General features: G+C 69.1%; 29 protein-coding genes. 21 read left to right on the top strand and 8 right to left on the bottom strand.

Annotated elements, in window-relative coordinates:
• Positions 1–42: 42 nt before the first annotated feature.
• From trmD to FHU35_RS07700, 10 genes are all read left to right on the top strand, one after another.
• On the top strand, positions 43–834 hold the full coding sequence (gene trmD / locus FHU35_RS07745; RefSeq protein WP_145738034.1) for a tRNA (guanosine(37)-N1)-methyltransferase TrmD: 792 nt from the start codon (positions 43–45) through the stop codon (positions 832–834).
• Positions 835–1027: 193 nt separating this feature from the next.
• Positions 1028–1384, top strand: a complete 357-nt coding sequence (gene rplS / locus FHU35_RS07740) for a 50S ribosomal protein L19 (RefSeq protein ID WP_093413378.1) — start codon at positions 1028–1030, stop codon at positions 1382–1384.
• A gap of 238 nt (positions 1385–1622) precedes the next feature.
• On the top strand, positions 1623–2519 hold the full coding sequence (gene lepB, locus FHU35_RS07735) for a signal peptidase I (RefSeq protein WP_186459343.1): 897 nt from the start codon (positions 1623–1625) through the stop codon (positions 2517–2519).
• A 7-nt stretch (positions 2520–2526) separates the two neighbouring features.
• The gene (locus FHU35_RS07730) at positions 2527–3279 is read left to right on the top strand and encodes a ribonuclease HII (RefSeq protein WP_145737641.1); all 753 of its coding nucleotides are present in this window, start codon (positions 2527–2529) and stop codon (positions 3277–3279) included.
• Between the two features lie 33 nt (positions 3280–3312).
• Positions 3313–3636 (top strand): DUF2469 domain-containing protein, encoded by a 324-nt coding sequence (locus FHU35_RS07725; protein ID WP_093413373.1) that lies wholly within the window; start codon positions 3313–3315, stop codon positions 3634–3636.
• A 302-nt stretch (positions 3637–3938) separates the two neighbouring features.
• A complete protein-coding gene (locus FHU35_RS07720) occupies positions 3939–4340 on the top strand; it encodes a YraN family protein (RefSeq protein WP_281290219.1) in 402 nt (133 codons plus the stop codon).
• A complete protein-coding gene (locus FHU35_RS07715; protein ID WP_145737640.1) occupies positions 4341–5852 on the top strand; it encodes a YifB family Mg chelatase-like AAA ATPase in 1512 nt (503 codons plus the stop codon).
• Positions 5852–7012, top strand: a complete 1161-nt coding sequence (gene dprA, locus FHU35_RS07710) for a DNA-processing protein DprA (RefSeq protein WP_145737639.1) — start codon at positions 5852–5854, stop codon at positions 7010–7012. The genes FHU35_RS07715 and dprA overlap by 1 nt, the downstream gene beginning before the upstream one ends.
• Positions 7013–7223: 211 nt before the next feature.
• On the top strand, positions 7224–8198 hold the full coding sequence (locus FHU35_RS07705) for a tyrosine recombinase XerC (RefSeq protein ID WP_145738032.1): 975 nt from the start codon (positions 7224–7226) through the stop codon (positions 8196–8198).
• Positions 8173–9123: a FliA/WhiG family RNA polymerase sigma factor gene (locus tag FHU35_RS07700; protein WP_145737638.1), complete on the top strand. Its 951-nt coding sequence runs from the start codon at positions 8173–8175 to the stop codon at positions 9121–9123. The genes FHU35_RS07705 and FHU35_RS07700 overlap by 26 nt, the downstream gene beginning before the upstream one ends.
• A 10-nt stretch (positions 9124–9133) precedes the next feature.
• Here FHU35_RS07700 and FHU35_RS07695 read toward each other — a convergent pair whose 3' ends face one another.
• Positions 9134–9640: a M23 family metallopeptidase gene (locus FHU35_RS07695; RefSeq protein ID WP_222429295.1), complete on the bottom strand. Its 507-nt coding sequence runs from the start codon at positions 9638–9640 to the stop codon at positions 9134–9136.
• 370 nt (positions 9641–10010) lie between these two features.
• Between FHU35_RS07695 and rpsB the strand changes: the two genes are divergently transcribed.
• From rpsB to FHU35_RS07665, 6 genes are all read left to right on the top strand, one after another.
• Positions 10011–10841 (top strand): 30S ribosomal protein S2, encoded by an 831-nt coding sequence (gene rpsB / locus FHU35_RS07690; protein WP_145737637.1) that lies wholly within the window; start codon positions 10011–10013, stop codon positions 10839–10841.
• A gap of 191 nt (positions 10842–11032) precedes the next feature.
• Positions 11033–11848, top strand: a complete 816-nt coding sequence (gene tsf / locus FHU35_RS07685; protein ID WP_145737636.1) for a translation elongation factor Ts — start codon at positions 11033–11035, stop codon at positions 11846–11848.
• A gap of 245 nt (positions 11849–12093) precedes the next feature.
• On the top strand, positions 12094–12843 hold the full coding sequence (gene pyrH / locus FHU35_RS07680) for a UMP kinase (RefSeq protein ID WP_145737635.1): 750 nt from the start codon (positions 12094–12096) through the stop codon (positions 12841–12843).
• Between the two features lie 101 nt (positions 12844–12944).
• On the top strand, positions 12945–13502 hold the full coding sequence (gene frr, locus FHU35_RS07675; protein WP_145737634.1) for a ribosome recycling factor: 558 nt from the start codon (positions 12945–12947) through the stop codon (positions 13500–13502).
• 36 nt (positions 13503–13538) lie between these two features.
• Entirely contained in the window at positions 13539–14384 is an 846-nt protein-coding gene (locus FHU35_RS07670) for a phosphatidate cytidylyltransferase (protein ID WP_145737633.1), read from the top strand.
• Positions 14384–15106 carry a class I SAM-dependent methyltransferase gene (locus FHU35_RS07665; RefSeq protein WP_145737632.1) on the top strand — a complete coding sequence of 241 codons (723 nt, stop codon included), beginning with the start codon at positions 14384–14386 and terminating at the stop codon, positions 15104–15106. Before FHU35_RS07670 ends, FHU35_RS07665 begins: the two co-directional genes overlap by 1 nt.
• A 107-nt stretch (positions 15107–15213) precedes the next feature.
• Here the strand turns inward: FHU35_RS07665 and FHU35_RS07660 are convergent, their stop codons facing one another.
• Positions 15214–15669 carry a carboxymuconolactone decarboxylase family protein gene (locus FHU35_RS07660; protein ID WP_145737631.1) on the bottom strand — a complete coding sequence of 152 codons (456 nt, stop codon included), beginning with the start codon at positions 15667–15669 and terminating at the stop codon, positions 15214–15216.
• A 75-nt stretch (positions 15670–15744) separates the two neighbouring features.
• On the opposite strand from FHU35_RS07660, the gene FHU35_RS07655 reads away from it, so the two are divergent.
• Positions 15745–16629: a sigma-70 family RNA polymerase sigma factor gene (locus FHU35_RS07655; RefSeq protein ID WP_145737630.1), complete on the top strand. Its 885-nt coding sequence runs from the start codon at positions 15745–15747 to the stop codon at positions 16627–16629.
• Here the strand turns inward: FHU35_RS07655 and FHU35_RS07650 are convergent, their stop codons facing one another.
• Positions 16630–17397 carry a VOC family protein gene (locus FHU35_RS07650; RefSeq protein ID WP_145737629.1) on the bottom strand — a complete coding sequence of 256 codons (768 nt, stop codon included), beginning with the start codon at positions 17395–17397 and terminating at the stop codon, positions 16630–16632.
• 189 nt (positions 17398–17586) lie between these two features.
• Here FHU35_RS07650 and FHU35_RS07645 point away from each other — a divergent pair, with 189 nt between their 5' ends.
• On the top strand, positions 17587–18066 hold the full coding sequence (locus FHU35_RS07645; protein WP_145737628.1) for a hypothetical protein: 480 nt from the start codon (positions 17587–17589) through the stop codon (positions 18064–18066).
• Here the strand turns inward: FHU35_RS07645 and FHU35_RS07640 are convergent.
• From FHU35_RS07640 to FHU35_RS07625, 4 genes are read right to left on the bottom strand one after another with little or no spacing between them, the layout of a single operon-like run.
• Positions 18050–18736, bottom strand: a complete 687-nt coding sequence (locus FHU35_RS07640; RefSeq protein ID WP_145737627.1) for a metal-dependent transcriptional regulator — start codon at positions 18734–18736, stop codon at positions 18050–18052. The genes FHU35_RS07645 and FHU35_RS07640 overlap by 17 nt on opposite strands.
• A gap of 5 nt (positions 18737–18741) precedes the next feature.
• A complete protein-coding gene (locus FHU35_RS07635; RefSeq protein WP_145737626.1) occupies positions 18742–19629 on the bottom strand; it encodes a metal ABC transporter permease in 888 nt (295 codons plus the stop codon).
• Positions 19626–20345, bottom strand: coding sequence for a metal ABC transporter ATP-binding protein (locus FHU35_RS07630; protein ID WP_145737625.1), 720 nt, complete (start codon positions 20343–20345; stop codon positions 19626–19628). The genes FHU35_RS07635 and FHU35_RS07630 overlap by 4 nt, the downstream gene beginning before the upstream one ends.
• Positions 20342–21268, bottom strand: a complete 927-nt coding sequence (locus tag FHU35_RS07625; RefSeq protein ID WP_484336720.1) for a metal ABC transporter substrate-binding protein — start codon at positions 21266–21268, stop codon at positions 20342–20344. Before FHU35_RS07625 ends, FHU35_RS07630 begins: the two co-directional genes overlap by 4 nt.
• Positions 21269–21366: 98 nt before the next feature.
• Between FHU35_RS07625 and rlmN the strand changes: the two genes are divergently transcribed.
• The 3 genes from rlmN (at position 21367) to FHU35_RS07610 (ending at position 24907) form a co-directional block, all read left to right on the top strand.
• Entirely contained in the window at positions 21367–22479 is a 1113-nt protein-coding gene (gene rlmN, locus FHU35_RS07620; RefSeq protein ID WP_145737623.1) for a dual-specificity RNA methyltransferase RlmN, read from the top strand.
• A gap of 153 nt (positions 22480–22632) precedes the next feature.
• Positions 22633–23886 carry an ATP-binding protein gene (locus tag FHU35_RS07615; protein ID WP_222429294.1) on the top strand — a complete coding sequence of 418 codons (1254 nt, stop codon included), beginning with the start codon at positions 22633–22635 and terminating at the stop codon, positions 23884–23886.
• A gap of 88 nt (positions 23887–23974) precedes the next feature.
• Positions 23975–24907 (top strand): CE1 family esterase, encoded by a 933-nt coding sequence (locus FHU35_RS07610; protein ID WP_222429293.1) that lies wholly within the window; start codon positions 23975–23977, stop codon positions 24905–24907.
• A 162-nt stretch (positions 24908–25069) separates the two neighbouring features.
• Here the strand turns inward: FHU35_RS07610 and FHU35_RS07605 are convergent, their stop codons facing one another.
• The gene (locus FHU35_RS07605) at positions 25070–25348 is read right to left on the bottom strand and encodes a DUF2631 domain-containing protein (RefSeq protein WP_145737622.1); all 279 of its coding nucleotides are present in this window, start codon (positions 25346–25348) and stop codon (positions 25070–25072) included.
• Positions 25349–25362 lie beyond the last annotated feature (14 nt).

Below are 25362 nucleotides of genomic sequence, written 5' to 3'. Positions count from 1 at the left end.
GATTTCATCCGTCCTCCGGGACGTTCTCCAGGCGAGGCCATGATGCGCATCGACGTGATCACGATCTTTCCCGACTACCTGAATCCGCTGCGGGAAGCGCTGCTGGGCAAGGCCATCGAGCGGGAGCGGATCTCCGTCGGGGTGCACGACCTCCGCGACTGGACCCACGACGTGCACCGGGCTGTGGACGACAGCCCCTACGGCGGCGGTCCCGGCATGGTGATGAAGCCCGACGTCTGGGGCGAGGCCCTGGACGAGTTCTGCGCCCCGCAGGAGGCGACGCCGCGTCTGGTCGTGCCGACCCCGGCGGGCCGGCCGTTCGACCAGAAGACGGCGGTGCGCTGGTCGCAGGACCCGTGGTTGGTGTTCGCCTGCGGTCGCTACGAGGGCATCGACCAGCGGGTCATCGACGACGCTGCCGCGCGGATGCCGGTCGAAGAGGTCTCCATCGGCGACTACGTGCTGGTCGGCGGTGAGGTCGCCGCGCTGACGATGATCGAGGCCGTCGTGCGATTGCTGCCGGGAGTGCTGGGGAACCCGATGTCGGCCGAGCAGGACTCGTTCTCCGACGGCCTGCTGGAAGGACCTTGCTACACGCGTCCCGAGGTGTGGCGAGACCAGCCGGTCCCGGACGTGCTCCGCTCCGGGAACCACGCCGCGATCGCCCGCTGGCGGCGCGATCAGGCCCTGGAGCGCACCTACCACCGGAGGCCGGAACTGCTCTCGGCGTTGCCGGAGGGGGACCTGGATAAGGCCGACCGGAAACAGCTCGATAAACTACGTGCGTCGGATGCTTCCGACGATTCCAGTGAGGCCGGGGACGCGTCGCGCTGAGCTCCTCGAGCAGGGGCCGGATCGGGCGTCGAAATGCGGATCTGGCACACTGGACAGGTTGATGCAGTCGGACCACCAGGTTCGATATGCGCAAAGAGCAAGTTCACCCCGTGTCGGGCGGTGCCCACCTCAGGTCGGGTCATCGACATGTGAGAACACGGGTGCCTTCGACACGGATGAGGACGGACCACCGATGAACACCCTGGACGCGTTGGACGCCCAGTCGCTGCGTTCCGACATCCCGGCCTTCCGGCCCGGTGACACGCTGAAGGTTCACGTCCGCGTCATCGAGGGTTCGCGCGAGCGGACTCAGGTCTTCCAGGGCGCAGTCATCCGCCGCCAGGGCGATGGCATCCGGGAGACCTTCACCGTGCGCAAGGTTTCCTTCGGTGTCGGTGTGGAGCGGACTTTCCCGGTGCACACCCCGAACATCGCGCAGATCGAGGTCGTCTCGCGCGGCGATGTCCGGCGGGCGAAGCTGTACTACCTGCGCGACCGGCGCGGCAAGGCTGCGAAGATCAAGGAGAAGCGGGAGACCGCTGCGTCCTGATCGACGCGAGACGTTGCAGTACGAAGGGCCCGGCCGCGACAGCGCCCGGGCCCTTCGCTTGTCCACCTTCGGGTGATCAATGCAGGCCCAGCGGCTGCGGAGGCCTCCAGCTGAATCGGATGTTCCGGATAATTGCACGTCACCGGGGCGGGGTCGGCGGGGTATCCAGCGCCGCCGCGCCGGGGCAGCGCGTCGGCCCCGGACATGGTTCAAGTAGCCTGGCCGCGTGGCCGACGTCATGCGCAGCGGATCAGCGGAAGAGCCCCACGACTCGGAGCACCGTGAAGGTGCCCCCGGCGGGGCAGCTCGAAACCCGAAGCAGAAGAAGGAGAAGAAGAAGTCTTCCTTCTGGGTGGAGTTGCCCATCCTCATCGTGACCGCACTGGTGCTCACCGTGCTCATCCAGGCGTTCCTGGCCCGGGTGTACGTGATCCCGTCGCAGTCGATGGAGCAGACGCTGCACGGCTGCACGGGTTGCAACAACGACCGGGTGCTGGTCGACAAGGTCTCCTACCGCTTCTCCGATCCGGAGCCCGGCGACGTCGTGGTCTTCCGCGGCCCGCAGCCGTGGACGCAGGACGAGTTCAAGACCCAGGAGTCCACCAACCCGGTCGCGGGCTTCTTCCAGGGCGCGGCCTCGGTGCTGGGCTTCGGCGCTCCTGACGAGAAGGACTTCGTCAAGCGCATCATCGCCGTCGGCGGGCAGACCGTGGAGTGCTGCGACTCCGAGAACCACGTGATGGTGGACGGCAAACCGCTCAACGAGCCGTACGTGTACTGGGAGCCGGGCCGCGGCGTCGGCCAGGATGACTTCGCGCCGGTCACCGTGCCTCCGGGACACCTGTGGGTGATGGGTGACAACCGCAACGATTCCTCCGACTCCCGGGTTCAGGGCGGCGGCGGCGTCAACGGTGCCGTCCCCGTCGACAACGTCATCGGCAAGGCCCAGGTCATCGTGCTGCCGCCGACCCGCTGGCAGAGCATTCCGGAGCCCAACCCGCAGTCGACTGCGCTGGGGGCTCCGGCCTGGCAGGGCGGGTTGCCGCTGGGCGTCGGGTTCGCCGCGGCGTTCCCCGCGGTCTGGATGGGTCGTAAGCTCGTCGGGTCAGTGAGCAAACGACGGCAGTCGGAGTGACATCGAAGTGACGGTGACGGAGTTCCGGCCACCCCGGTCGGTGATCCGGCGCAGCAGCGGCAACTGGGCCCTGCAGAGCGCCTTGGACCGTCGGGGGCTGGGCCCGGTCGCCGGTGTTGACGAGGCCGGCCGTGGCGCGTGCGCCGGTCCGCTGGTGGTCGCCGCGTGCGTGCTCAAGCCGGGCGACGGGAAGCGCTTCGACGGCCTGACGGATTCGAAGGTCCTGTCCGAGGCCGACCGGGAGCGGCTCTTCGACCGCATCACCGCCCGCGCGCTGAGCTGCTCGACCGTGGTGATCCCGGCCGAGGAGGTGGACGCACTGGGCATCCACGTGGCCAACCTGGAGGGCATGCGCCGCGCGGTGGCGCAGCTGACCGAGCACCCCGGTTACGTCCTCACGGACGGCTTCAAGGTGCAGGGCCTGGCCACGCCGAGCGTCGCCGTGGTCAAGGGGGACCTGGTGGCCGCGTGCGTGGCGGCCGCGTCGGTGCTGGCCAAGGTGACCCGGGACCGGCTGATGGCCGGTGAGTTGCACGAGCGGTTTCCCGACTACGCCTTCGACGTGCACAAGGGCTACAGCACCCCGCTGCACTCCCAGCGGATGACCGAGCACGGTCCGAGCGTGCAGCACCGCTGGTCCTACGCCAACGTTGTGGCAGCTGCCACGAAGCACGGGATGCGTTCGCCGCGCGCTGTGACCAGCAAGCCCGGTTTGTTCGATGCTTCGAAGGGGGAAGTGGTGGACAATGAGGCCTTGTAGTCCGAACGGAAACGCAGAAGGGCTCGCACACCGATGAGCGCCGAGGATCTCGAAAAGTACGAGACCGAGATGGAGCTGCAGCTCTACAAGGAGTATCGCGACATCGTCGGTCAGTTCACCTACGTCGTGGAGACCGAACGGCGCTTCTACCTGGCCAACGTGGTCGACGTCCAGGTGCGCAACTCCGACTCGGAGGTCTACTTCGAGGTGTCGATGTCCGATGCCTGGGTCTGGGACATGTATCGCCCGGCGAGGTTCGTCAAGAACGTTCGGGTGATCACCTTCAAGGACGTCAACGTCGAGGAGCTGGACAAGCCCGATCTCCGATTGCCGGAGAACGGGCCGTTCGGGTCGTAGGGGGACCCCGAACAAGTCTCAGATGCCCGGGCGGCCGATTTCGGTCGCCCGGGTTTTTTCGTGCGCGCACCGCGAGGGAATTCCGATGACCAATACCCGGATGCGGGAAATCCGCTACACGTAGGTATGAGCATCGATTGTCCACAGGGGACGAATTTCTCCACAGATTGCGAAATCTGTTTGGAATTTCGGTCGGCGGTGGGCAACGTGGAGTTCATCCCGTTTCCGGAACCGTTGGTGCCGAGCAGTTTTCGCCCTCTCCGGGACGGGATCCGTCGACTCGACTTCCCGGGGAGGTTCCCGTGCGCACCGACAGAATCACCGCGCCGCTGTCCGATCATCTCGTCGGCGGGCGCAGGCACGAATTGGGCAGGGTCGGCGAGCGGATGGCCGCCGAACTGCTGGAGCGGGACGGGCTGACCGTCCTGGACCGCAACTGGCGGTGCCCGCGCGGCGAGCTGGACATCGTCGCCACCGATGGCGAGCTCGTCGTGTTCTGCGAGGTCAAGGCACGTTCCGGGGTTGATTACGGCGGTCCGCTGCATGCCGTCGGTCCGGACAAGATCGCCCGGGTCCGCGGTGTCGCCCGAGCCTGGCTCAGCGAGCGCGACCTGGTCGGTTGCCGGGTGCGCTTCGACGTCATCTCGGTGCTGTGGCCACCGGGCGAGAAGGCGCGCGTCGAGCACCTGCCGGGGGTGTTCTGAATGGCGTTGCGCAAGACGTGGGCGGTCGCGCTGTTCGGAGTGGACGGCGTCCTGGTGGAGATCGAGGCCGACGTGCGTTCCGGGCTGCCGTCCGTGCAGCTCATCGGCCTGCCCGACAGCGCTTTGAAGGAGGCGAAGAACCGGGTGTGCGCGGCCATCCAGAACTGCCGGGAGGAGTGGCCCGTCGACCGGGTGATCACGCTGGCCCTGTCGCCGGCCGCGCTGCCCAAGGGCGGCACGTCCTACGACCTGGCGTTGGCCTGCGCGGTGCTCGCCGCGAGCGAGCAGGTGCCGCCGCATCGGCTGGCGGGCACCGTGCTGCTCGGTGAGCTGGCCTTGGACGGGAGGGTGCGGCGGGTGCGCGGTCTGCTGCCCGCCCTGCTGGCCGCGCGCCGCTCGGGAGTGCGACGCGCGGTGGTGCCGGTCGACGGCCTGGCCGAGGCGCACCTGGTGGACGGCATCGAGATCCTCGGCGCGGAGCACCTGCGGGAGGTGGTCGCCTGGCTGCGCGAACTGGCCGAGTTGCGCCAGGATCCGCCGCAGGTGACCGAACCCGAGCGTGACGAGGAGCCCGACCTGTCCGACGTGCTCGGCCAGCCGGAAGCCCGCTGGGCGCTGGAGGTCGCCGCCGCCGGCGGTCACCACTTGCTCATGGTGGGGCCGCCGGGAACGGGCAAGACGATGCTGGCGAAGCGGCTCTGCGGACTCCTCCCCGAGCTCTCCAGATCCGAATCTCTCGAGGTCACGGCGTTGCGCTCGCTGGGCGAGGAGTCCGCGGGGTCGTTGGTGCGCAGCCCTCCGTTCGTCGCTCCGCACCCGTCGCTGTCGATTCCCGCGCTGATCGGCGGCGGCACCGGGCTCGCCAGGCCCGGAGCCGTCAGCAGAGCGCACCGGGGGATCTTGCTGCTCGACGAGGCCTGCGAGCTCGGGCCGAAGAGGTTGGAGGCGTTGCGCACTGCACTGGAAGAAGGGGAGATCAGGCTCGCCCGCCGCGACGGCACGCTGCGCTACCCGGCCCGATTTCAGCTCGTGCTCGCTACGAACCCGTGCCCGTGCGCACCGGCCAGAGAGCTGGACTGCCAGTGCGCTCCGCAGGCGCGGCGGCGCTACCTGGGCAAGCTGTCCGGACCGCTGCTGGACCGGGTCGACCTGAGAGTGCGCACTCGCCCGGTCTCGGCGATGAGATCCGCAACGGGTGCCGAGCCGGAGAGCACGGCGGTGGTGCGCGATCGGGTCGTGCGGGCGCGGTCGGTGGCGCGGGAGAGGTGGGCCGGTCATGGCTGGCGGACCAACACCGAAGTCCCGGGGGCCGTGCTGCGCAGGGAGTTCGCACTGCCGGACGCGACCACGGCGCTGCTCGAACGCGGGCTGGAGGCGGGCGCGATCACCGCCCGGGGAGCCGATCGCTGCCTGCGGGTGGCTTGGACGCTCGCAGATCTCGACGGGAGTCCGCGTCCGACGGCCGATCACGTGGCCGCCGCGCTGGAGTTCCGGGACAGGAGGGCCGTGTGATGGGCAAGTGGGCAACGCTCAGCGAGAAGACCCGGCGGGAACTGCTGCAGGCCAGGGCCTTCCTCTCCGCCGTGGCGGAGCCTCCGGCGCAGGCGCTGGCGAGGTTCGTCGCCGAGCGCGGCGCCAGGGGCGCCGTGGACGCGATCCTGAGGGGGCGGGCTGCTGCCCCGGTGCTCGCGGAGGTGGAGGCGCGGTGCGCCGACGTCTCCGGTGAAAGGGTGCTGAGAGCGGGCGAGGAGGCCGGACTCCGGCTGCTCGTGCCCGAGCAGCCGGAATGGCCGGACGAGGCGTTCGCCGAGCTCGCCGGAGCGCGCGAGGTGGGGTTGCCGGACATGGCCGAGCCGCTCGCGCTGTGGGTGCGCGGTCAGGGCGGGCTCGCGGAGTTCACCGAGCGGGCGGTCGCGGTGGTGGGCGCCCGCGCTGCGTCGGGCTACGGCGAGCACGTGGCCGCGGAGCTCGGGAACGGCTTGTCCGAGGCCGGGTTCGGGGTGGTCTCGGGTGCGGCCTACGGGATCGACGGCGCGGCGCACCGGGGAGCGCTGTCAGCGGGTGGGCGCACCGTGGCGTTCCTGGCCTGCGGCGCGGACGTGGACTACCCGGCCGGGCACGGGAGGTTGCTGCGCGCCATCGCCGACCAGGGCGCGGTGATCAGCGAGTACCCACCGGGGACACCACCGCGCAAGCACCGCTTCCTGGTGCGCAACCGGCTGATCGCCGCGATGGGCAGGGCCACGGTGGTCGTGGAGGCGGGCGCGCGCAGCGGTGCGGCCAACACCGCGAACACCGCGGACCTGCTGGGGCGTCCGGTGCTGGCGGTGCCGGGACCGGTCACCTCGCAGAACTCGGTCGGCTGCCACGCGATGGTGCGCTCGGGGCAGGCGGTGCTGGTCACCCGCACCGAGGAGGTCGTCGAGCTGCTCACCCCGCTGGGTGTGAGCCCGGCGCAGGAGGTGGCAGCAGGCTCGCGGGCCACCGATCGGCTGCACCAGGACGCGCGACGCCTCCACGACGCGCTGACCGCAGTGGACTCCGCGGGGTACGAGGAACTGGCCCGCGACTGCGGGCTGCCGCTCGCCCGGGTCCGTGCCGTGCTTCCTGAACTGGAACTCGGCGGTTTCGTGAAACGCACGGAATGCGGGTGGAGCGCGATCACGAGGTGAAAAGAAAGAAGCGTGAAAGATTCGTGAAAGAGATTCCGGAGAATGGAAGGGGGAACTGACTCCGATCTGCGGGTTCAATCCGTGAGGAAGCTGTACCCAGTGGTCTTCGTTGACAACATGTAATGGCATGATTTCGCAACGTGACTACGGAAACAGTGGAATTCGCGTGGCGATGCTTGACCGGCGAATCGATTGCGACGAGCGTCGGGGCATGACCGGTGGACGCCCCCCACGAGCGAGCCGGCCCGACCTCCGCGAGGTGCGGGCCGGGCTGCCCGAAGGTCTGGGCTCCGCCGCGGACTCCTTCGAGCGGCACCTCGCGGTCGAACGCGGGCTCTCCGCCCACACGGTGCGCGGATACGTCACCGATGTGGTCTCGGTCCTGGCGCACTTAGCCGGGATCGCGGGTGATGCGGGGCTGCGCGGGCTCGATCTGTCCGTGCTGCGCGAATGGCTGTCCGCGCAGCACGGTGCAGGCGCCAGCCGTTCGACCCTCGCTCGGAAGACGGCCTCCGCCCGCGCCTTCACCGCGTGGGCGTTCAAAGCCGGGCTGCTGCCCAGCGATCCCGGGCCGAGGCTGGCCGTGCCCTCGCGCCAGCGCACGCTGCCGTCGGTCTTGCGCGCCGACCAGGCCGGTGCGGCCATGAGCGCGTCGGCGTCCGGAGCGGAGCAAGGCGATCCGGTTGCTCTCCGTGATCACGCTGTCGTGGAAGTGCTGTACGCCACCGGTGTTCGCGTCGCCGAGTTGTGCGGTCTGGACATCGCTGATGTGGACCGTGAACGTCGTGTGCTGCGCGTGATCGGTAAAGGCGACAAGGAGCGGGTCGTGCCGTTCGGCCTACCCGCCGATGCGGCACTCGATCTATGGCTCCGAAGCGGACGGCCTACACTGCTGCGCGACCCGTCGAGCACCGCGTTGTTCCTGGGAGTCCGCGGTGGACGCCTTGATCCCAGAACAGCGAGGCGGACCGTTCACGATGCCGTCGGCGCGGTCGGCGGAGCACCGGATCTCGGGCCGCACGGACTTCGGCACTCGGCTGCGACCCATTTGTTGGAAGGTGGCGCAGACCTCCGTAGCGTTCAGGAGTTGCTTGGTCACGCTACGCTCGCAACGACCCAGCTTTACACCCACGTGACCGTTGAACGGCTGAAGGCGATCCATGACCGAACCCACCCCCGTTCCTGACCACGCCGGGGGCGGCTCCAACACGGTGGCCGCGCGATCGAGCTCGGCGCCGGGGAACGCACGCGATCACGGCGGCGTGGCCAACGGCCAGCGACCGAAGCCGCCGGGTGCGCTCGCGCTCGCCGCCGTCGAGTCGGCGTGGGGCACCCACGGCCAGCGCAGCGGTGACGAGGTCGAGGCCGGCATCGTCGCGCTGTGGCAGTCGTTCGGCGAGCGGCCCTCCCAAGAGCTGCGCGACAGGCTGGTCCTGCACTACGCGCCGCTGGTCAAGTACGTCGCAGGCCGGGTGGGTACGGGTCTGCCGTCGCACGTGGAGATCTCCGACCTGATCCAGTCCGGGATATTCGGTCTCGTCGACGCGATCGAGAAGTTCGAGCCCGAACGCGGCCTGAAGTTCGAGACCTACGCGATGCAGCGCATCCGCGGCGCGATCCTCGACGATCTGCGCGCGCAGGACTGGGTTCCGCGCTCGGTCCGCAGCCGGGCGCGCGACGTGGAGCGGGCGCTGGAGCGGCTGGAGGCCAAGCTGCAGCGGACCGCGACCGACTCGGAGCTGGCCGACGAGCTGGAACTGTCCACCGAGGACCTGCGCGAGCTGTTCGCGCAGTTGCAGATGACCAGCGTCGTGGCGCTGGACGACCTGATCGGTGCCGGCCACGCGCAGGCGTCGCTGGCGGAGACGCTGCCCGACGACCGCGCCGAGGACCCGGTCGCCGCCTTGGTCGATCGCGACAGCCGCCGTCAGCTCGCCGAGGCCGTTGAGCGGCTCAGCGAGCGGGACCGCGTGGTGGTCACGCTCTACTACTTCGAGAACCTCACGCTCGCCGAGATCGGCCGCGTCCTGGGCGTCACCGAATCCCGCGTCTGCCAGCTGCACACCCGCGCCGTCCTGCGGCTGCGCACCAAGCTCACCGAGCCGAGCTGACCTTCCGCCTTCACCAGGGCAGCAGCCGCACCCGAGTGCCTCGGACCAGCTCCAGCGGGTCCCGGTACTCACCTCCCTCGCGCAAGCCCCAGTGCAAGCAGGCGGTCGCGCACTCGGGATGCCCGGGTTCCAGGTGTCCGATCACCTGGCCCTGCGTGACCTGGTCGCCCGCGCTGACCTCGGGAGAGGTCGGCTCGTAGCTGGTGCGCAGCCCGCCGGCGTGCTCGACCGACACCACGTTGCGGTCCACCAGCCAGCCGGCGTGCACCACGACGCCGTCGGTCGCGGCCAGCACCGGCTGCCCCGGTTCCCCGGCCAGGTCGACGCCGCGGTGCCCCGGGCCGAAGGCCGAGCCCGGTGCTTCGAACGGCCGGAGCACTTCCGGCGCGGGCACGAGCGGCCAGCTGAACCTCGCCGGTGAGGACGCGGGGAGAAGGGGTGTCGGAGCGGCTGCTGCGGTGAGCGCGCAGCAGCAGGCGAGGGCGGCTCCGAGCAGGATCGCGATCACGTTGCGCACGTCTCCACCATGTCCCGCTCGCTGCCGCCATGACCAGGACCGACGGACGATCTGTGGACGAACCGGGCCGCTGTGGACAACTCGTGGTCCGCGATCGGGTGACGGGTTGCGCGTCCAGTACACTGTTCACGCGGTTTCGTGTCAGCACGAGCCGACTACGCGTGCCCGCGCGTACGCCGCCGCGCAGCGTTCCGGCTGAGTCCGGTCCCTTGCAGGCAGGCCACCGGGTCCTTCGCGGTCCCGTTCCCGTCCAGGGAGCGGGTGGGGGAGCCGGGCCGGGCACCAGGGCGACGAGTCAACCGGCTCGTCGCGGCAAACCAAACGCGCGCCCCGGAGCGGGCGCGCCCGACACAAGAGGTGAACACAGGCCATGGCCGTCGTCACCATGAAGCAGCTGCTCGACAGCGGCGTGCACTTCGGGCACCAGACTCGTCGCTGGAACCCGAAGATGAAGCGCTACATCTTCACCGAGCGCAACGGCATCTACATCATCGACCTGCAGCAGACGCTGACCTACATCGATGGTGCGTTCGACTTCATCAAGCAGACCGTCGCCCACGGCGGCACGATCCTGTTCGTCGGCACCAAGAAGCAGGCGCAGGAAGCGATCGCCGAGCAGGCCCTGCGGGTCGGCATGCCCTACGTGAACCAGCGCTGGCTGGGCGGCATGCTCACCAACTTCCAGACCGTTCACCGCCGCCTGCAGCGTCTCAAGGAACTCGAGACGATGGAGCAGACCGGTGGCTTCGAGGGTCGCACCAAGAAGGAAATCTTGATGCTGACCCGTGAGAAGGACAAGCTGGAGAAGACGCTCGGCGGTATCCGCGACATGTCCAAGGTGCCCAGCGCCGTGTGGATCGTGGACACCAAGAAGGAGCACATCGCCGTCGGCGAGGCTCGCAAGCTGAACATCCCGGTCGTCGCGATCCTGGACACCAACTGCGACCCCGACGAGGTCGACTACCCGATCCCGGGCAACGACGACGCGATCCGCTCCGCCGCGCTGCTGACCCGCGTGGTCGCCGACGGTGTGGCCGAGGGCCTGATGGCCCGCAGCGGCCGCAGCAACGGTGCCTCGGAAGGCAGCGAGGAGAAGCCGGCCGGCGGCGAGCCGCTGGCCGAGTGGGAGAAGGAGCTGCTGGCCGGTTCCGACTCCGGCCAGGCTGCCGAGGGCGGCGAGCAGCAGCCCGCGCAGTCCTGATCTCTCGCGCTGCGCACCCGCTGAACTCCGGCGGGTGCGCAGCGCGATCAGGCTGTCCGCCAGTCACACTGGCAACCGGCCCGCATCGGGCGCGAGAGCACGGCCGCTGACCGCGGCGCTCCGCGTGGTGCCGGGTTCGAAATTCCGGAAAGATCTTCCACTTCCGTATCAACAGGGACGGACTACGCACGATGGCGAACTTCAGTGCGGCCGACGTCAAGCGTCTTCGCGAGCTGACCGGCGCCGGCATGATGGACTGCAAGAAGGCTCTTGAGCAGAACGACGGCGACTTCGACAAGGCCGTCGAGAGCCTGCGCATCAAGGGTGCCAAGGACGTGGGCAAGCGCGCCGAGCGCGCCACTGCCGAGGGCCTGGTCGCCGCCGAGGGCGGCGTGCTGATCGAGATCAACAGCGAGACGGACTTCGTCGCCAAGAACGACGAGTTCATCGAGCTGGCCAACAAGGTCGTCGCCGCTGCGGCTGCCGCGGGTGCGACCGACGTCGACTCCGCGCTGGCTGCCAAGCTGGACGACAAGACCGTCGGCGACGCGGTCCAGGAGCTCTCCGCCAAGATCGGTGAGAAGCTGGAGCTGCGCCGGGTCAAGAAGTTCGACGGTCAGGTGGCCACCTACCTGCACCGTCGTTCGGCTGACCTGCCCCCGGCCGTGGGTGTCCTGGTCGAGTACACCGGTGACGACGCGGAGGCCGCTCGCGGCGCCGCGATGCAGGTCGCCGCGCTCCGCCCGACCTACCTCTCCCGCGACGACGTCCCCGAGGAGCTCCAGGCCAACGAGCGCCGGATCGCCGAGGAGACGGCGAAGGAGGAGGGCAAGCCGGAGAAGGCCCTTCCCAAGATCATCGAGGGTCGCCTCAACGGCTTCTTCAAGGAGAACTGCCTCCTGGACCAGGCGTCCGTGCAGGACAGCAAGAAGACCGTCAAGGCCCTGCTGGACGAGTCCGGCGTGACCGTGACCGGTTTCGTCCGGTTCGAGGTCGGCCAGGCCTGATCCGACGCCGCGGCGGCTGCCGGCCGTGCCCTGCGGGCTCGGCCGGCGCACCGGCCCCGGCGGCCGTGGAAGACGGCACGGCGCCCCGCCTCCGTTGTCGAGGCGGGGCGCTTTTGCAAGGTAAGGACGGACCCGGGCTCGTGGGGGCCGCGCCGGGTTCCGGTCGCTCAGGAGCCGGGTATCCGGTTCTCGACCCGCACATCGGCTGAAGAAGTGCACACTCAAGTTCTCGCGGGAGGATCCCAGTGACCGACGACGGCCCGGCTCAGCGCGGTTACGGCCGCGTGCTGCTCAAGCTCGGCGGCGAGATGTTCGGCGGCGGCAGCGTCGGAATCGATCCCGAAGTGGTCGCCACCGTCGCCCGCCAGATCGGCGAGATCGTCGCCGACGGGGTCGAGGTGGCCATCGTGATCGGCGGCGGGAACTTCTTCCGCGGCGCCGAACTGCAGCAACGCGGCATGGACCGCGCGCGCGGCGACTACATGGCGATGCTGGGCACCGTGATGAACTGCCTGGCGCTGCAGGACTTCCTCGAACGCGAGCACGGGATCGACACGCGGGTGATGACCGCGATCACCATGGGCCAGGTCGCCGAGCCCTACATCCCGCGGCGCGCGATGCGGCACATGGAGAAGGGCCGCGTGGTCATCTTCGGTTCCGGTACCGGCATGCCGTACTTCTCCACCGACACCACCGCCGCGCAGCGGGCGCTGGAGATCGGTTGCGAGGTCGTGCTGATGGCCAAGGCCGTCGACGGCGTGTACACCGCCGACCCGAAGACGACGCCGGACGCCAAGCTGTTCGAGCACATCACGCACCGCGAGGTGCTGGAGCGCGGCCTGAAGGTCGCCGACGCCACGGCGTTCAGCCTGTGCATGGATAACCACATGCCGATCCTGGTCTTCAACCTCATGGAGGAAGGCAACATCGCCCGCGCGGTCGGTGGTGAGAAGATCGGCACGCTGGTCAGCACCCCGGGCGCGGAGAAGCTTTGATGGTGCTGGATCCTGATCTGGTCGTGGGGCCGCCCGGGGGGCGAGCTGAGCGACACGCCACACTTGCAACATCCACTGGTCGGCAGACTTAAGGAGCAGCCGTGATCGACGAAGCTCTTCTCGAAGGCGAGGAGAAGATGCAAAAGGCTGTGGAGGTGGCCAAGGATGGGCTGGCCTCCGTCCGCACCGGTCGCGCGAACCCCGCGATGTTCTCCAGCATCGTCGTGGACTACTACGGGTCGCCGACGCCGTTGAACCAGCTCGCGAGCGTCTCCGTGCCCGAAGCCCGGCTGGTCGTGATCAAGCCTTATGACGCCAGCCAGATGCAGGCGATGGAGAAGGCGATCCGCGATTCCGACCTCGGCGTCAACCCGTCCAACGATGGCCAGCTGATCCGCGTCGCGATCCCGCAGATGACCGAGGAGCGCCGCAAGGAGATGGTCAAGCTCGCCAAGTCCAAGGGCGAGGACGGGCGGGTCACCATTCGCGGCATCCGCCGGAAGGTCAAGGAAGAGATCGAGCGCATCGTCAAGGACGGCGAAGCCGGCGAGGACGAGGGCGCCCGTGCGGAGAAGGAACTCGAGAACCTGACCCACCGCTACACCGGTCAGGTCGACGAGCTGCTCAAGCACAAGGAAGCGGAACTCCTCGAGGTCTGAGTGGTGATGCCCGGCCAATGCGCAGATGAGTCCGGAATGTCGGCTGACGTTCCGGACCCGTCTGCGCGTCCATCCCGGGCTGGTCGTGATCTCCGCGCCGCGATCGGCGTGGGGATCGTGCTGGGCGCGGCCGTCATCCTCTCGCTGCTGATGGTCCGGTTCGTGTTCATCGGCATCGCCGCGGCGGCTGCCCTGGTGTCGACCATCGAGTTGGCCCAGGCCGTGCGCCGCGCGGCGGGCATCCGGATCTCATTAGTGCCGGTGCTGGTCGGCGGACAGGCCATGATGTGGCTGTCCTGGCCGTTCGGCCTGCGCGGGATCCTGATCTCGTTCGCGATCACGGTGCTGGGCTGCCTGGTCTGGCGGTTCCGCAACGGGGTCGACGGCTACCTGCGCGATGTCACCGCTTCGGTGTTCACCGCCGCCTACGTGCCGCTGTTCACCGCGTTCGCCGCGATGCTGGTGCGTCCCGAGGACGGCGCGTTCCGGGCGATGGTGTTCCTGATCTGCGTCGTCGCCTCGGACACCGGCGGTTATGCGTTCGGCGTGCTGTTCGGCAAGCACCCGATGGCACCGGTCATCAGCCCGAAGAAGTCCTGGGAGGGCTTCGGCGGGTCGTTGGTCGGCGGCGTTCTGGCCGGTGCGCTGTCGGTGTGGCTGCTGCTCGACGGCCAGTGGTGGATGGGCGTGCTGGTGGGCGCGGCTCTGGTGTGCAGCGCGACGATCGGCGACCTGATGGAGTCGGTGATCAAGCGCGATCTGGGGATCAAGGACATGGGCAACCTGCTGCCCGGTCACGGCGGTCTGATGGACCGGATGGATTCGCTGCTCCCGTCGGCACCGCTGGCGTGGATGATGCTGTTCTGGCTCATCCCCGGCTGATGCGGACCTGGCGGGAGAGGCGCGTCCCTGAGGTCACGCCGAGCCCGAACATCTGGAACTGGCCCGAGGTCTACGAGGCGGAGAACACCGCCCAGGACCCGGCCGGAGCGGTGTGGGAGGCGCTGCGCGCCGAGCGCGACTGGGCCGGGCTCGACGTGGTGGACGTGGGCTGCGGTGATGGCTTCCACCTGCCCGTCTTCGCCGGCAGCGCCCGATCGGTGATCGGTGTCGAGCCGCACGCGCCGCTCGCCGAGCGCGCCCGCGCCCGCACCCCGGGCGTGGATGTCGAGGTCGCTCCGGCTCAGCGGCTCCCGCTGGCCGATGGCAGCGCCGACCTGCTCCACGCCCGCACCGCGTACTTCTTCGGCCCCGGGTGCGAACCGGGGCTGGCCGAGGCCGAGCGCGTGCTGAGGCCGGGCGGCACGATCGCGATCATCGACCTGGACACCGCGACGGAGCCCTACGGCGCCTGGATGCGCGCGGACGCTCCGCAGATCGATCCGGACGGCATCGAGTCGTTCTTCGCCCGCCACCACTTCGCGAGCAGGTCGGTGCCCACCCACTGGCGCTTCGAGGACCGACGGACGCTGGAGGCGGTCCTGGGCATCGAGTTCTCGGCCAGGACGGCCGCCCGAGCAGCAGCGGAGACCCCGGGGAGAACCATCCCGGTCACCTACCGCCTGAGGACGAGGACCAAGCCCACGGGCCTCCTCACCCCGTGAGCCCGGGGTCCTCGGGCGGTTTCGGTCCGAACCGTCCATGATCGAAGTTCGTTCTGCCCGGACAATTCGGACCAAAACCGCCCATTGCCGCCCCGCTCGTGCCCGGGTCAGAAGGTGTCGCCTGCGGGTTGCCTGGTGACGGCGTTGACGCGGTTGAACAGGTTGGACACGCCGATCATCAGGGTGAGGGCTGCGATCTGCTCCTCGTCGTAGTGCTCGGTGATCCGCTTCCAGAGCTCGTCGTCGACGGCGTCGCCCTTGTCGGCGAGACGGGTCGTGGCCTCGGCCAGCTCCAGCGCGGCGCGCTCGCCGTCGTCGAAGAAGGGAGCCTCCCGCCAAGCCGCTACCGCCCAGAGCTTGTCGTCGCTGGTCCCGAGCGCCTTGAGCTGCTTGGAGCTGTAGTGCGCGCAGAAGCTGCACCCGTTGATCTGGCTGGAGCGCAGGTGCACCAGCTCCAGGGTCTCCGCCGGGATGTCGACCGAGTGAATCGTCTTCATCAACGCCTGGATCTGCTTGAAAGCGTCCGGCAGGAGCATCGCGGGGTTGTTCATCCGTGCTTGCATGAGTGCCTCCCTGTCACAAGAGCCGGTCCCGGCTCGTCTACCCCCATGACGGGCGGCGACGGAGGAATGTGACCGATGGACGACAGCGATGTCCTGGCGAGGCGGTTCGAGCAGCACCGCAGGCGGTTGAAGGCGGTCGCGCTGCGGATGCTCGGTTCGCACACCGAGGCCGAGGACGCGGTGCAGGAGGCGTGGCTGCGCGTGGACCGCGCGGGCGCCGACGACGTCGCCAACCTGGGCGGCTGGCTGACCACGATCGTCGGCCGGGTCTGCCTGGACATGCTCCGCGCCCGCCGCTCCAGGCCCGAGCAGCCTGCCGAGGACCTTCCGGAGTCGTCGGAAGGACCGACGCCGGAAGCGGAAGCGATGATGGCCGACTCGGTCGGACTGGCCTTGTTCGTCGTGCTCGACACGCTCGAACCGGCCGAACGGCTCGCGTTCGTCCTGCACGACATGTTCGCGGTGCCCTTCGACGACATCGCCCCGATCGTGGGACGCAGCTCGACGGCCACCCGGCAGCTCGCCAGCCGGGCCCGTCGTCGGGTGCGGCGGAGCGGAGAACCGGCCACGGACCTGGTCGCGCAGCGGGAGGTCGTCGAGGCGTTCCTGCGAGCAGCCCGCGAAGGCGACTTCGAGGGCCTGCTGACCGTGCTCGACCCCGATGTCGTGCTGCGCGCCGATCAGCGCGCGGTGGACACGGCGGCCCGCGCCCGCAAGGCCGGTGCCCCTGCGCTCACAGCGGAGTCGCGCGGCGCGGACGTCGTCGCCAAGGCGTTCCAGAACGGCGCCAAGCTGGCGCGCGTGGCGCTGGTCGCCGACTCCATCGGCGCCGCCTACGCGCCTCGCGGCAAGGCGCACTCGGTCTTCATCGTGGCCACTCGTGATGGCCGGATCTCCGAGATCGAGGTGATCGCCGACCGCGACCACATCGCCGAGCTCGACCCGGTGCTGCTGGACTGATCACTCGCCCGTTCGCCGTGCGGTGTCGATGACGGTGAAGGTGGCACCGACGACGTCCCGCAGCACCGCCGTCCGGCCGTGCGGCGAGTCGGAGGGCTCCCGCAGCACCTCACCGCCCAGCGACTGGGCCTTGGCGACCGCGGCGTCGGCGTCGTGGTCGGGGTTGACCTGGAAGTACAGCTGCCAGTGCGGCGGGACTCCTTCCGGGAGCGAGAGACCGGACTCGAACCGCCCCAGCGTCGGTTGATCGCCGACGTACCAGACGGTGTAGTCGAACGCGCCGCCCTTCTCGCCGATCTGCTCCTGCCTGTAGGCCAGCAGCTCCGCGTAGAAGGGGTCAGTGGCCGCGCCGTCGCGGGTGTGCAGTTCGGCCCAGCACAGCGCGCCCGCGCGACCCCAGCCGAACACGGCGTTGTCCGGTGCTTCCCACAGACCCACGACCGCTCCACCCGGGTCCTCGGCGATCATGAACATCTCGTGCCCCGGTGTGTCGGTCGGCGGGATGATGACCTTGCCGCCCAGGGCCCGGATCCGCTCGGTCGCGCGGCGCGTGGACCCGCACTCCAGGTACAGCGTCCACGCGGTGGGGATGTCGTCGGATTCCGGTTTCATCAAGCCCGCGACCGGGGTGTCGTCCCGGAACGCGATGTTGTACTCGCAGCGCTGGACCCAGCGCCAGCCGAACAGCCCGGTGTAGAACTCGCGCGCGGCCTCGACGTCGTGCGACGTCAGGTCGCTCCATCCGGGCGCACCCAGTGCGATGCTCACAACGATCACTCCCGAAAACGGCACCGGCGGCCCCTCGATCCGATCAAGCGGGCCCTTCGTGTAGGCAGCGTCACGTCTTCGTCGTACTCCCGCAATGCGAAGCGCCCGAATGACGCCTTGATAGCCGCACGACCGCGTGATCGACTGGTGGATGTCGTATGCACGTACTCGGGTTTTTCAGGAGCAGCCATGGCATTCCGCGCGGCGCAGCCGGTCACCGCGGGCCTCAGCCGGCTTGCTCAACTGGACGGCGGGGAGCGTGCCCGCATCATCAGGCAGCTGGGCCAGCAGCACCCCGTCTTCCGCTCGATGCTCCGGCAGGCGATCATCGCGCGCGCCGTCGCGTTCGGATCCGCCATGGTGCTGGGCGCTTCTGTGGTGACCTTGGCGCAGGGCTTCGACACGTGGATCGTCGCCGGCCTGGTCTTCGCCGGGATGGGCGGTTTCTGCTACGTCGCCGTGACGCTGACCAGCAGCCGGTTCGACCTGCTGATGGCGGTCCTGGGCGCGCATCGCACCGATGAGCTGCACAGCAGGCTGATCACCGAGCAGATCTACGGCGACGAGGTCGCCCAGGTCGAACCGCTACCGGAACGTCCGGCGCAGCAGGTCGTGTCCTCCCACGCGCTGGGTTCGCGGCTGACCGGCGAACCTAGCTCTGCACACTGATCGACAGCGCTGCCGCGATCTCGTCGCCCACGAAGTGGGTTTCGGCGTGCGGGGGTTCGCCCACGCGCACCACCAGCGGCCCGCCGAAGGGCTTGCGCTCCACGATCTCGATCCGCGAGCCCAGCGTCATGCCGTGCTCGGTGAGGTAGCGCAGGAGTTCGGAGTCGGTGTCCCAGACGCGCGCGATGGTCCCGACCGTGCCGGGTTCGATCTGGTCGAGCTGCAGGGCTCTGGTCGCGGCGAGGGTGCCGTCGGCGGTGGGGATGGGATCGCCGTGCGGATCCACGGTGGGGTTTCCCAGCTTCGCCGAGATGTGCTCGACGAGTTCGTCGGAGACGGCGTGCTCCAGCGCGTCGGCTTCGCGGTGCACCTCGTCCCAGCGGTAGTTCAGCTCCTCGACCAGGAACAACTCGATCAGCCGGTGCCTGCGCAGCACCGAGTGCGCGAGCCGGCGGCCTTCCGGGGTGAGCTCGACGCTGCGGTAGCGGACGTGGGTGACCAGACCGAGCTGGTCCAGCTTGTTGATCATTCCCGAGACCGAGGAGGGGCTGAGGCCGAGGCGCGCGGTGAGCGTCGCGTTGGTGACGGGCTCGCCTCGCTCGCTGAGCCCGTAGATCGCCCGGAGGTAGTCCTCGACCGAAGACGACGGGCGCTCGGTTTCACTCGGCATGACTTTCACGATACGGGCGGTGCCGCGCTCGCGGTCGCTCGGTCACCGACGGCCGAACGTCGCCGCAGCGCGCGGGGGATCAGGCCCTGCCCGGGCGACAGCAGGTAGGCCAGCGCGAACACCGCGGACTGGCAGACCACGATCATCCCGCCGGTGGAGGTGTCGATGTGGAAGCTCAGGTAGGTGCCCGTCACCGCGCACAGCACCGACAGTCCCGCGGCCGTGACCAGCATCCGCGGGAACCTCTTGGTCAGCAGGAAGGCCGTTGCTCCCGGGGTGATCAGCATGGCCGTCACCAGCACGACGCCGACCGCTTGCAGGGCGACCACCACGGTCAGCGCGAGCATCGCCAGCAGCACCGTGCTGATCCGCCGCGGGGAGATGCCGATCGCGTGCGCGTGGGTGGGGTCGAAGGCGTAGAGCGTGAGATCCCGCCGCTTGAGCAACGCCACCGACAGGACCACGGCCGCGATGATCAGTACCTGGGCGATGTCGAAGTCGGTGACGCCCAGGACGTTTCCGAACAGGATGTGGTTGAGGTCCACCTGGCTGGGGATCCGCGAGACCAGCACCAGGCCGAGCGCGAACAGCCCGGTGAACACCACGCCGATGGCCGCGTCGCCCTTCAGCCGAGTCGTGTTGCGGACTCCCGCGATCAGCCCGACCGCGAGGCTGCCGAACAGGAACGCCCCCACCGAGAACGGCATCCCCAGCACGTAGGCGAGCACGACGCCCGGGAGCACGGCGTGCGACACGGCATCGCCCAGCAGCGACCAGCCGATGAGCGTCACCCAGCACGACAGCACCGCGCACACCAGCCCCGCGACGAGGCTCACCAGCAAGGCCCGCTGCATGAACCCGAACTGGAGGGGCTCGATCAGCCACTCGATCATCGTGCCTCCACTCCGAACGTGCGGGCCAGCATCTCGGGCGCGAGGACCTCGTCGATCGCGCCGTGGGCGATCACCCGCTGCTGCAGCAGGATCGCCTCGTCGCACAGCTCGGGGACGCTGGCGAGGTCGTGGGTGGAGATGACCACGGTGCGCCCCTCATCGCGGAGTTCCCGCAGCAGGTCGCTGATCATCGCCTCGGACTTCTTGTCCACCCCGGCGAAGGGTTCGTCCAGGAACAGCAGCCGCGCGTCCTGGGCGATCCCGCGCGCGACGAAGGTCCGCTTGCGCTGGCCCCCGGAGAGCTCCCCGATGGGACGGTCGGCCAGCTCGGTGAGGCCCACGCGGGTCAGCGCCGAGCGCATCGCGGCCTTGTCGGCGCGGCGCGGTCTCCGGGTCGGGCCGAGGTGTCCGTAGCGGCCCATCAGGACCACGTCGGAGACCGTCACGGGGAAGGTCCAGTCGACGGCCTCGGATTGCGGCACGTACGCGATGAGCCCTTCGCGCCGGGCCTGCTTGCGGCCGCGGTCCATGATCCTGATCTCGCCCGCGTCCGGCCGGATCAGGCCCACCAGTGATTTGAACAGGGTGGACTTGCCCGACCCGTTCATCCCGAGCAGACCGCAGATGCGGCCTTCGCGGACGTCCACCGACACGTCGTCGAGGGCGAGCACCTCGCCGTAGCGGACGGTGAGGTGGTGGGCGGCGATGGCGGTCACGGGGTCCCTCCGCGCAGTCCGGCGACGATGGTGCGCGCGTCGTGGCGCAGCAGGTCCAGGTAGGTCGGAACCGGGCCCTCGGGCCCGGAGAGCGAGTCGACGTAGAGCTTCTCGCCCAGCTCGGCCCCGGTCTCGGCGGCGACCTGCCGCTGCGGGCCGTCGTTGACGGTGGACTCGCAGAACACCGTCGGCACGCCGTTGGCGCGGACGAACTGGGTGGTGGCCTTGATCTGCTGCGGCGTTCCCTCGGACTCGCTGTTGACCGGCCACAGGTACGCCTCGCGCAGGCCGGCGTCGCGCGCGAGGTACGAGAAGGCCCCTTCGCAGCTGACCAGCGCTCGGTGCGACTCGGGCAGGGTGGCGAGCTGGTCGTGCAGGTACCGGTCGATCTCGCCGAGCTGCGCGAGGTAGGCGTCGGCGTTCGCGCGGAAGGTCGCTTCGTGCGCCGGGTCGATCCGGATGAAGGTGTCCCTGATGTTGGTGACGTAGGTCGCGGCCGTGCGCGGAGACATCCACGCGTGCGGGTTGGCCTTGCCCTGGTACTCGCCGCTGCGGATCGGGATGGGGTCGACGCCCTCGGACAGGGTCACGTGCTGGGCCTCGCTGCGCTGCACGAACCGGTCGAACCAGCGTTCCAGGCCGAGCCCGTTGTCGAGCACCACGTCGGCTTTGGCAGCCTCGAGCATGTCGCTGGGCGTGGGTTCGTACTCGTGGATCTCGGAGCCGGGCTTGGTGATCGACTCGACGACGAGGGCGTCGCCTGCGACGTTGCGCGCCATGTCGGCGAGCACGGTGAAGGTGGTTACGACGTGCTTGCGGCCGTCATCGGTCCTGCTCAGGCCCGTCCCGCAGGCCGACACGAGCATCGCGAGCACGGCCAGGACGGCGATGTTTCGGCTCGTCGCCACTCCAGGTTTCGCCACGGCGAAAAACATACCTCGGGAAGCCGTGTAGTCCAACCAGGCGGCCGAACCGGCTGCCCACCAAGGTCGTCACCGGACGTGGGAGACTGTAGGGCGCTATGTCTACGAAATCCCTGCCGCTCGTCTTCGACGCCCCGCGCCGCGGCAAGCCGCCGCGCCACCTCGCCGACCTCTCCGCCGAGGAGCGGAAGGCGGTCGTCGCCGAGCTGGGGGAGAAGCCGTTCCGCGCCAAGCAGCTCGCCAACCACTACTTCGGCAGGCTCAACGCCGACGCCGAGTCGATGACCGACCTCCCGGCGGGCAGCCGCGAGGCGCTGGGTGCCGCCCTGCTGCCGCAGCTGCTGAGCACGGTGCGCAACCTCGACACCGACGAGGGCACCACGCGCAAAACGCTGTGGAAGGCGCACGACGGGACGCTGCTGGAAAGCGTCCTGATGCGCTACCCGGACCGCGCGACGGTGTGCATCTCCAGCCAGGCGGGGTGCGGCATGGCGTGCCCGTTCTGCGCCACCGGGCAAGGCGGGTTGCAGCGCAACCTCTCGACCGCGGAGATCGTCGACCAGGTCCGCTCGGCTGCGGCGATGATGCGCGACGGTGAGGTCCCCGGCGGGCCCGGCCGGTTGTCGAACGTGGTGTTCATGGGCATGGGCGAGCCGCTGGCCAACTACCGGCGGGTGATCGACGCCGTGCACCGCATCTGCGATCCCGCCCCGGACGGCCTCGGACTGTCGCAGCGCTCGGTCACCGTCTCCACCGTCGGCCTGGTGCCGGCGATCCGGAAGATGACGGCCGAGAACCTGCACGTCACGCTCGCGGTGTCGCTGCACACCCCGGACGACGAGCTGCGGGACACGCTGGTGCCGGTCAACAACCGCTGGAACGTCGCGGAGGTCCTCGACGCCGCCCGCGGCTACGCCGACCACACCGGCCGGCGGGTGTCGATCGAGTACGCGCTGATCCGCGACATCAACGACCAGCCGTGGCGCGCCGACCTGCTCGGGAAGCTGCTCAAGAAGCACCTCGGCCAGTTCGCGCACGTCAACCTGATCCCGCTGAACCCGACACCGGGCAGCAAGTGGGACGCCAGCCCGAAGCCGGTGGAGCGCGAGTTCGTCCGCCGCGTCCGCGAGACCGGCGTCTCGTGCACGGTCCGGGACACCCGCGGCCAGGAGATCGCAGCGGCCTGCGGCCAGCTCGCAGCCGAGGAGTAACCGACCCGCCCACCCCGGACCCAGGCGGCCATCTGTCCACGAACCCGGCGGCCAGGTGCCCACGAACCCTGCGGCCAGGTGTCCACGGAACATGCGGCCAATTGCCCACAGATCAGGCGGCCAAGTGACCACTGATCATTTATAGTGGTGGGCGTGAGCATCAAGAATTCGCTGGTCGAGCGGCATGCCGAGGCTCTCGTGGCTGAGGCTCTCGGTGATACTCGCGTGGTGCTGGTGAACGGTGCGAGGCAGGCGGGCAAGAGCACGCTCACCCGGCTCACGGCGGAGCGTTCCGACAATCCCACGATGCGCTTCCTCGACGACCCGACCACCGCTGAAGCCGCGAGTGGTGCTCCCGCTGATTTCGTCGAGCACAACGGCCTGATGGTGATCGACGAGATCCAGTTGGCGCCGGAGTTGCTCAGCTCCATCAAGTTGACCGTTGATCAGGATCCGCGCCCAGGCAGGTTCCTGCTGACCGGTTCGTCGCGCGTGCTCGCCTTGCGGGCGCTCCCCGATGCGCTTCCCGGGCGCATGGAGATCATCGAGCTGTGGCCGTTCTCCCAGGGGGAGATCGACGGGGAGCCCGACGCATTCATCGATGCCGCGTTCGCGCACGGTCCGCACCTCGATCATTCGTCGACGCTGCGGCGACGGGACTACCTGGAGCGAGCCACGATCGGCGGTTTCCCCGAGGCGGTTCGGCGGACTCCGCGCAGGCGGAGTGCGTTCTTCAACTCCTACTTGTCCACGCTCATCGAGCGAGATGTGCTGGAACTGGCCAGCATTGAGCGTCACGGCGAGCTGATGCGGTTGCTGGCGCTGCTCGCGGGGCGTGCAGGAGGGCTGCTCGTCCCTTCGGCGCTGTCGAACCAGTCGGGCATCCCGCGCACCACGCTCACGCGCTACCTCGATCTGCTCGGATCGGTGTTCTTGATCAAGCGGATTCCCGCTTGGTCTTCCGGGCACACGCACCGCGTGGTGAGCACGCCGAAACTCGCGTTCACCGACACCGGCGTGGTCTGCCATCTCCTCGGCCAGGACGTGAACCGGCTGGCGGAGCCGGGCGGTTCGGCGGGAGCGGTGTTGGAGAACTTCGTGGTCATGGAGCTCGCGAGGCAGCTGACCTGGTCCGAGGAGAGAGGGCAGCTGTTCCACTACCGGACCAAGGACAAGGTCGAGGTGGACGCGGTCATCGAGACCCCGGACGGGCGTGTGATCGGGGTTGAGGTGAAAGCGGGCTCGACGGTGCGCGGTGAGGACCTGGCAGGAATGCGGCATCTGGAGAAGCAGGTCGGTGAGCGGTTCGTCGCGGGTTACGTGCTCTACACCGGGCAGCAGACGCTGCCGTTCGGCGACAAGGTGCGAGCGGTCCCGATGGACGCGTTGTGGCGGGCGCGACCGTGAATTCGTGACCGCAATGAACAGAAGTGGCCGCTGCGGCCTCCGGTGGCCGATGATCCTCAGGTCTGAGTGATCGAGCTGGGAGGCAACGGTGCCTGACCTGAGAATTCGTGGCATTGCGGTTCATTCGATCGTCGCGGGGGCGCTGGTCCTGCTCGCCGCACCTGCTCACGCCGAGGTGCCCGATCATCCGGTGCCGAGCGCGGGCTGCGGGAACACCGCGGTCGCGCCCGGGGAGTCATTGACCGAGGAGATCGTCTCCGGCGGCGTGACCCGCACCTACCTGCTGCACGTGCCGGAGAACTACGTGCCGGCGCGGCCGACTCCGGTGGTGCTGTCCTTCCACGGGCACACCCGCGATTCCGCGTACCAGGAGGAGCTGTCGGAGTTCTCCGGCACCGACGCCATCGCGGTGTACCCGCAGGGCCTCGTCGGAACCGACGGCGAGACCGCCTGGCAGGGCGCTCCGTACTCGGCCGACGTCGACGACGTCCGGTTCACCGGCGACCTGCTCGACGAGCTGGAGCGCGATCTCTGCGTGGACCCGGCGCGCGTCTACGCCGCGGGCAAGTCCAACGGCGGCGGTTTCACCGGAGTTCTCGCCTGCCGCATGAGCGACCGGATCGCGGCCTTCGCGCCCGTCTCCGGAGCCTTCTACCCGCAGGGCGGCGACTGCGAGCCCTCGCGCCCGGCTCCGATCCTCGACTTCCACGGCGCGGCGGACGAGACGATCCCCTACGACGGCGACGAAGCCCGAGGGCTCCCACCGATCCCCGGCTGGCTGGCGGGCTGGGGTGAGCGCAACGGCTGCGACCCGACTCCGGTCACCCGCGACCTCGGCGACGGCGTGCACACCGTCGACTACGGGTCCTGCGATTCGGGAGCGGAGGTCACCCACTACCGGATGGACTCGGTCGCCCACGACTGGCCGGCCACGCACCCGAACCCGGACTCCGATCAGCCCGCGCCGATCGACGCGACGCCCCTGATCATGGACTTCTTCGCCGACCACTCGTTGCGCTGAGTGCAACTCGTCCCAGTTTTAGTCCAAACCGAGCCATGATCATGTCCGAAATGTCGGCTCAGTTAGGACTAAAACTGGGACCTGGTGCGGCGGGCACCCGGGTCTGGAGAAGCGAAGAGCCTCCCCTCGGGTTCAGGGGAGGCTCTTCGGTGAAGTTCGGATTCAGCGGCGGCGCTTGTTCTTGGCCAGGTCGTAGAACAGCCCGAGGGCCAGGACCACGGCAGTGCCGATGAGGAACACGTCCTCCATCTTGAAGTGCCCGCCACCACTGAGGATGCCCTGGTGGTTGCCGATGAGCATGAGCAGGACCGCGACGACCGAGAACCAGCCGGCGATCTGGGTGCCCTTCGGGAAACCGCCGTGCCAGCCCCACTCGACCGACGGTTCCTCGGCCGGGTCGATGGCCTGGCTGGGCTTCTTCTCCAGCTCGGTGCTCGCCACGTTCCCCTCCTGCG

The sequence above is a fragment of the Saccharopolyspora dendranthemae genome (genome assembly GCF_007829955.1).
Classification (GTDB): domain Bacteria; phylum Actinomycetota; class Actinomycetes; order Mycobacteriales; family Pseudonocardiaceae; genus Saccharopolyspora; species Saccharopolyspora dendranthemae.
The sequence above is the reverse complement of the archived record's forward strand: the minus strand, read 5'-3'. Positions and strand labels throughout refer to the sequence as shown.

Coding starts and splice junctions, on each gene's coding strand:
- trmD (WP_145738034.1), top strand. CDS start 43: ATGCGCATCGACGTGATCACGATCTTTCCCGACTACCTGAATCCGCTG.
- rplS (WP_093413378.1), top strand. CDS start 1,028: ATGAACACCCTGGACGCGTTGGACGCCCAGTCGCTGCGTTCCGACATC.
- lepB (WP_186459343.1), top strand. CDS start 1,623: ATGCGCAGCGGATCAGCGGAAGAGCCCCACGACTCGGAGCACCGTGAA.
- FHU35_RS07725 (WP_093413373.1), top strand. CDS start 3,313: ATGAGCGCCGAGGATCTCGAAAAGTACGAGACCGAGATGGAGCTGCAG.
- FHU35_RS07715 (WP_145737640.1), top strand. CDS start 4,341: ATGGCGTTGCGCAAGACGTGGGCGGTCGCGCTGTTCGGAGTGGACGGC.
- dprA (WP_145737639.1), top strand. CDS start 5,852: ATGGGCAAGTGGGCAACGCTCAGCGAGAAGACCCGGCGGGAACTGCTG.
- FHU35_RS07705 (WP_145738032.1), top strand. CDS start 7,224: ATGACCGGTGGACGCCCCCCACGAGCGAGCCGGCCCGACCTCCGCGAG.
- FHU35_RS07700 (WP_145737638.1), top strand. CDS start 8,173: ATGACCGAACCCACCCCCGTTCCTGACCACGCCGGGGGCGGCTCCAAC.
- rpsB (WP_145737637.1), top strand. CDS start 10,011: ATGGCCGTCGTCACCATGAAGCAGCTGCTCGACAGCGGCGTGCACTTC.
- tsf (WP_145737636.1), top strand. CDS start 11,033: ATGGCGAACTTCAGTGCGGCCGACGTCAAGCGTCTTCGCGAGCTGACC.
- FHU35_RS07670 (WP_145737633.1), top strand. CDS start 13,539: ATGTCGGCTGACGTTCCGGACCCGTCTGCGCGTCCATCCCGGGCTGGT.
- FHU35_RS07665 (WP_145737632.1), top strand. CDS start 14,384: ATGCGGACCTGGCGGGAGAGGCGCGTCCCTGAGGTCACGCCGAGCCCG.
- FHU35_RS07660 (WP_145737631.1), bottom strand. CDS start 15,669: ATGCAAGCACGGATGAACAACCCCGCGATGCTCCTGCCGGACGCTTTC.
- FHU35_RS07655 (WP_145737630.1), top strand. CDS start 15,745: ATGGACGACAGCGATGTCCTGGCGAGGCGGTTCGAGCAGCACCGCAGG.
- FHU35_RS07645 (WP_145737628.1), top strand. CDS start 17,587: ATGGCATTCCGCGCGGCGCAGCCGGTCACCGCGGGCCTCAGCCGGCTT.
- FHU35_RS07640 (WP_145737627.1), bottom strand. CDS start 18,736: ATGCCGAGTGAAACCGAGCGCCCGTCGTCTTCGGTCGAGGACTACCTC.
- FHU35_RS07635 (WP_145737626.1), bottom strand. CDS start 19,629: ATGATCGAGTGGCTGATCGAGCCCCTCCAGTTCGGGTTCATGCAGCGG.
- rlmN (WP_145737623.1), top strand. CDS start 21,367: ATGTCTACGAAATCCCTGCCGCTCGTCTTCGACGCCCCGCGCCGCGGC.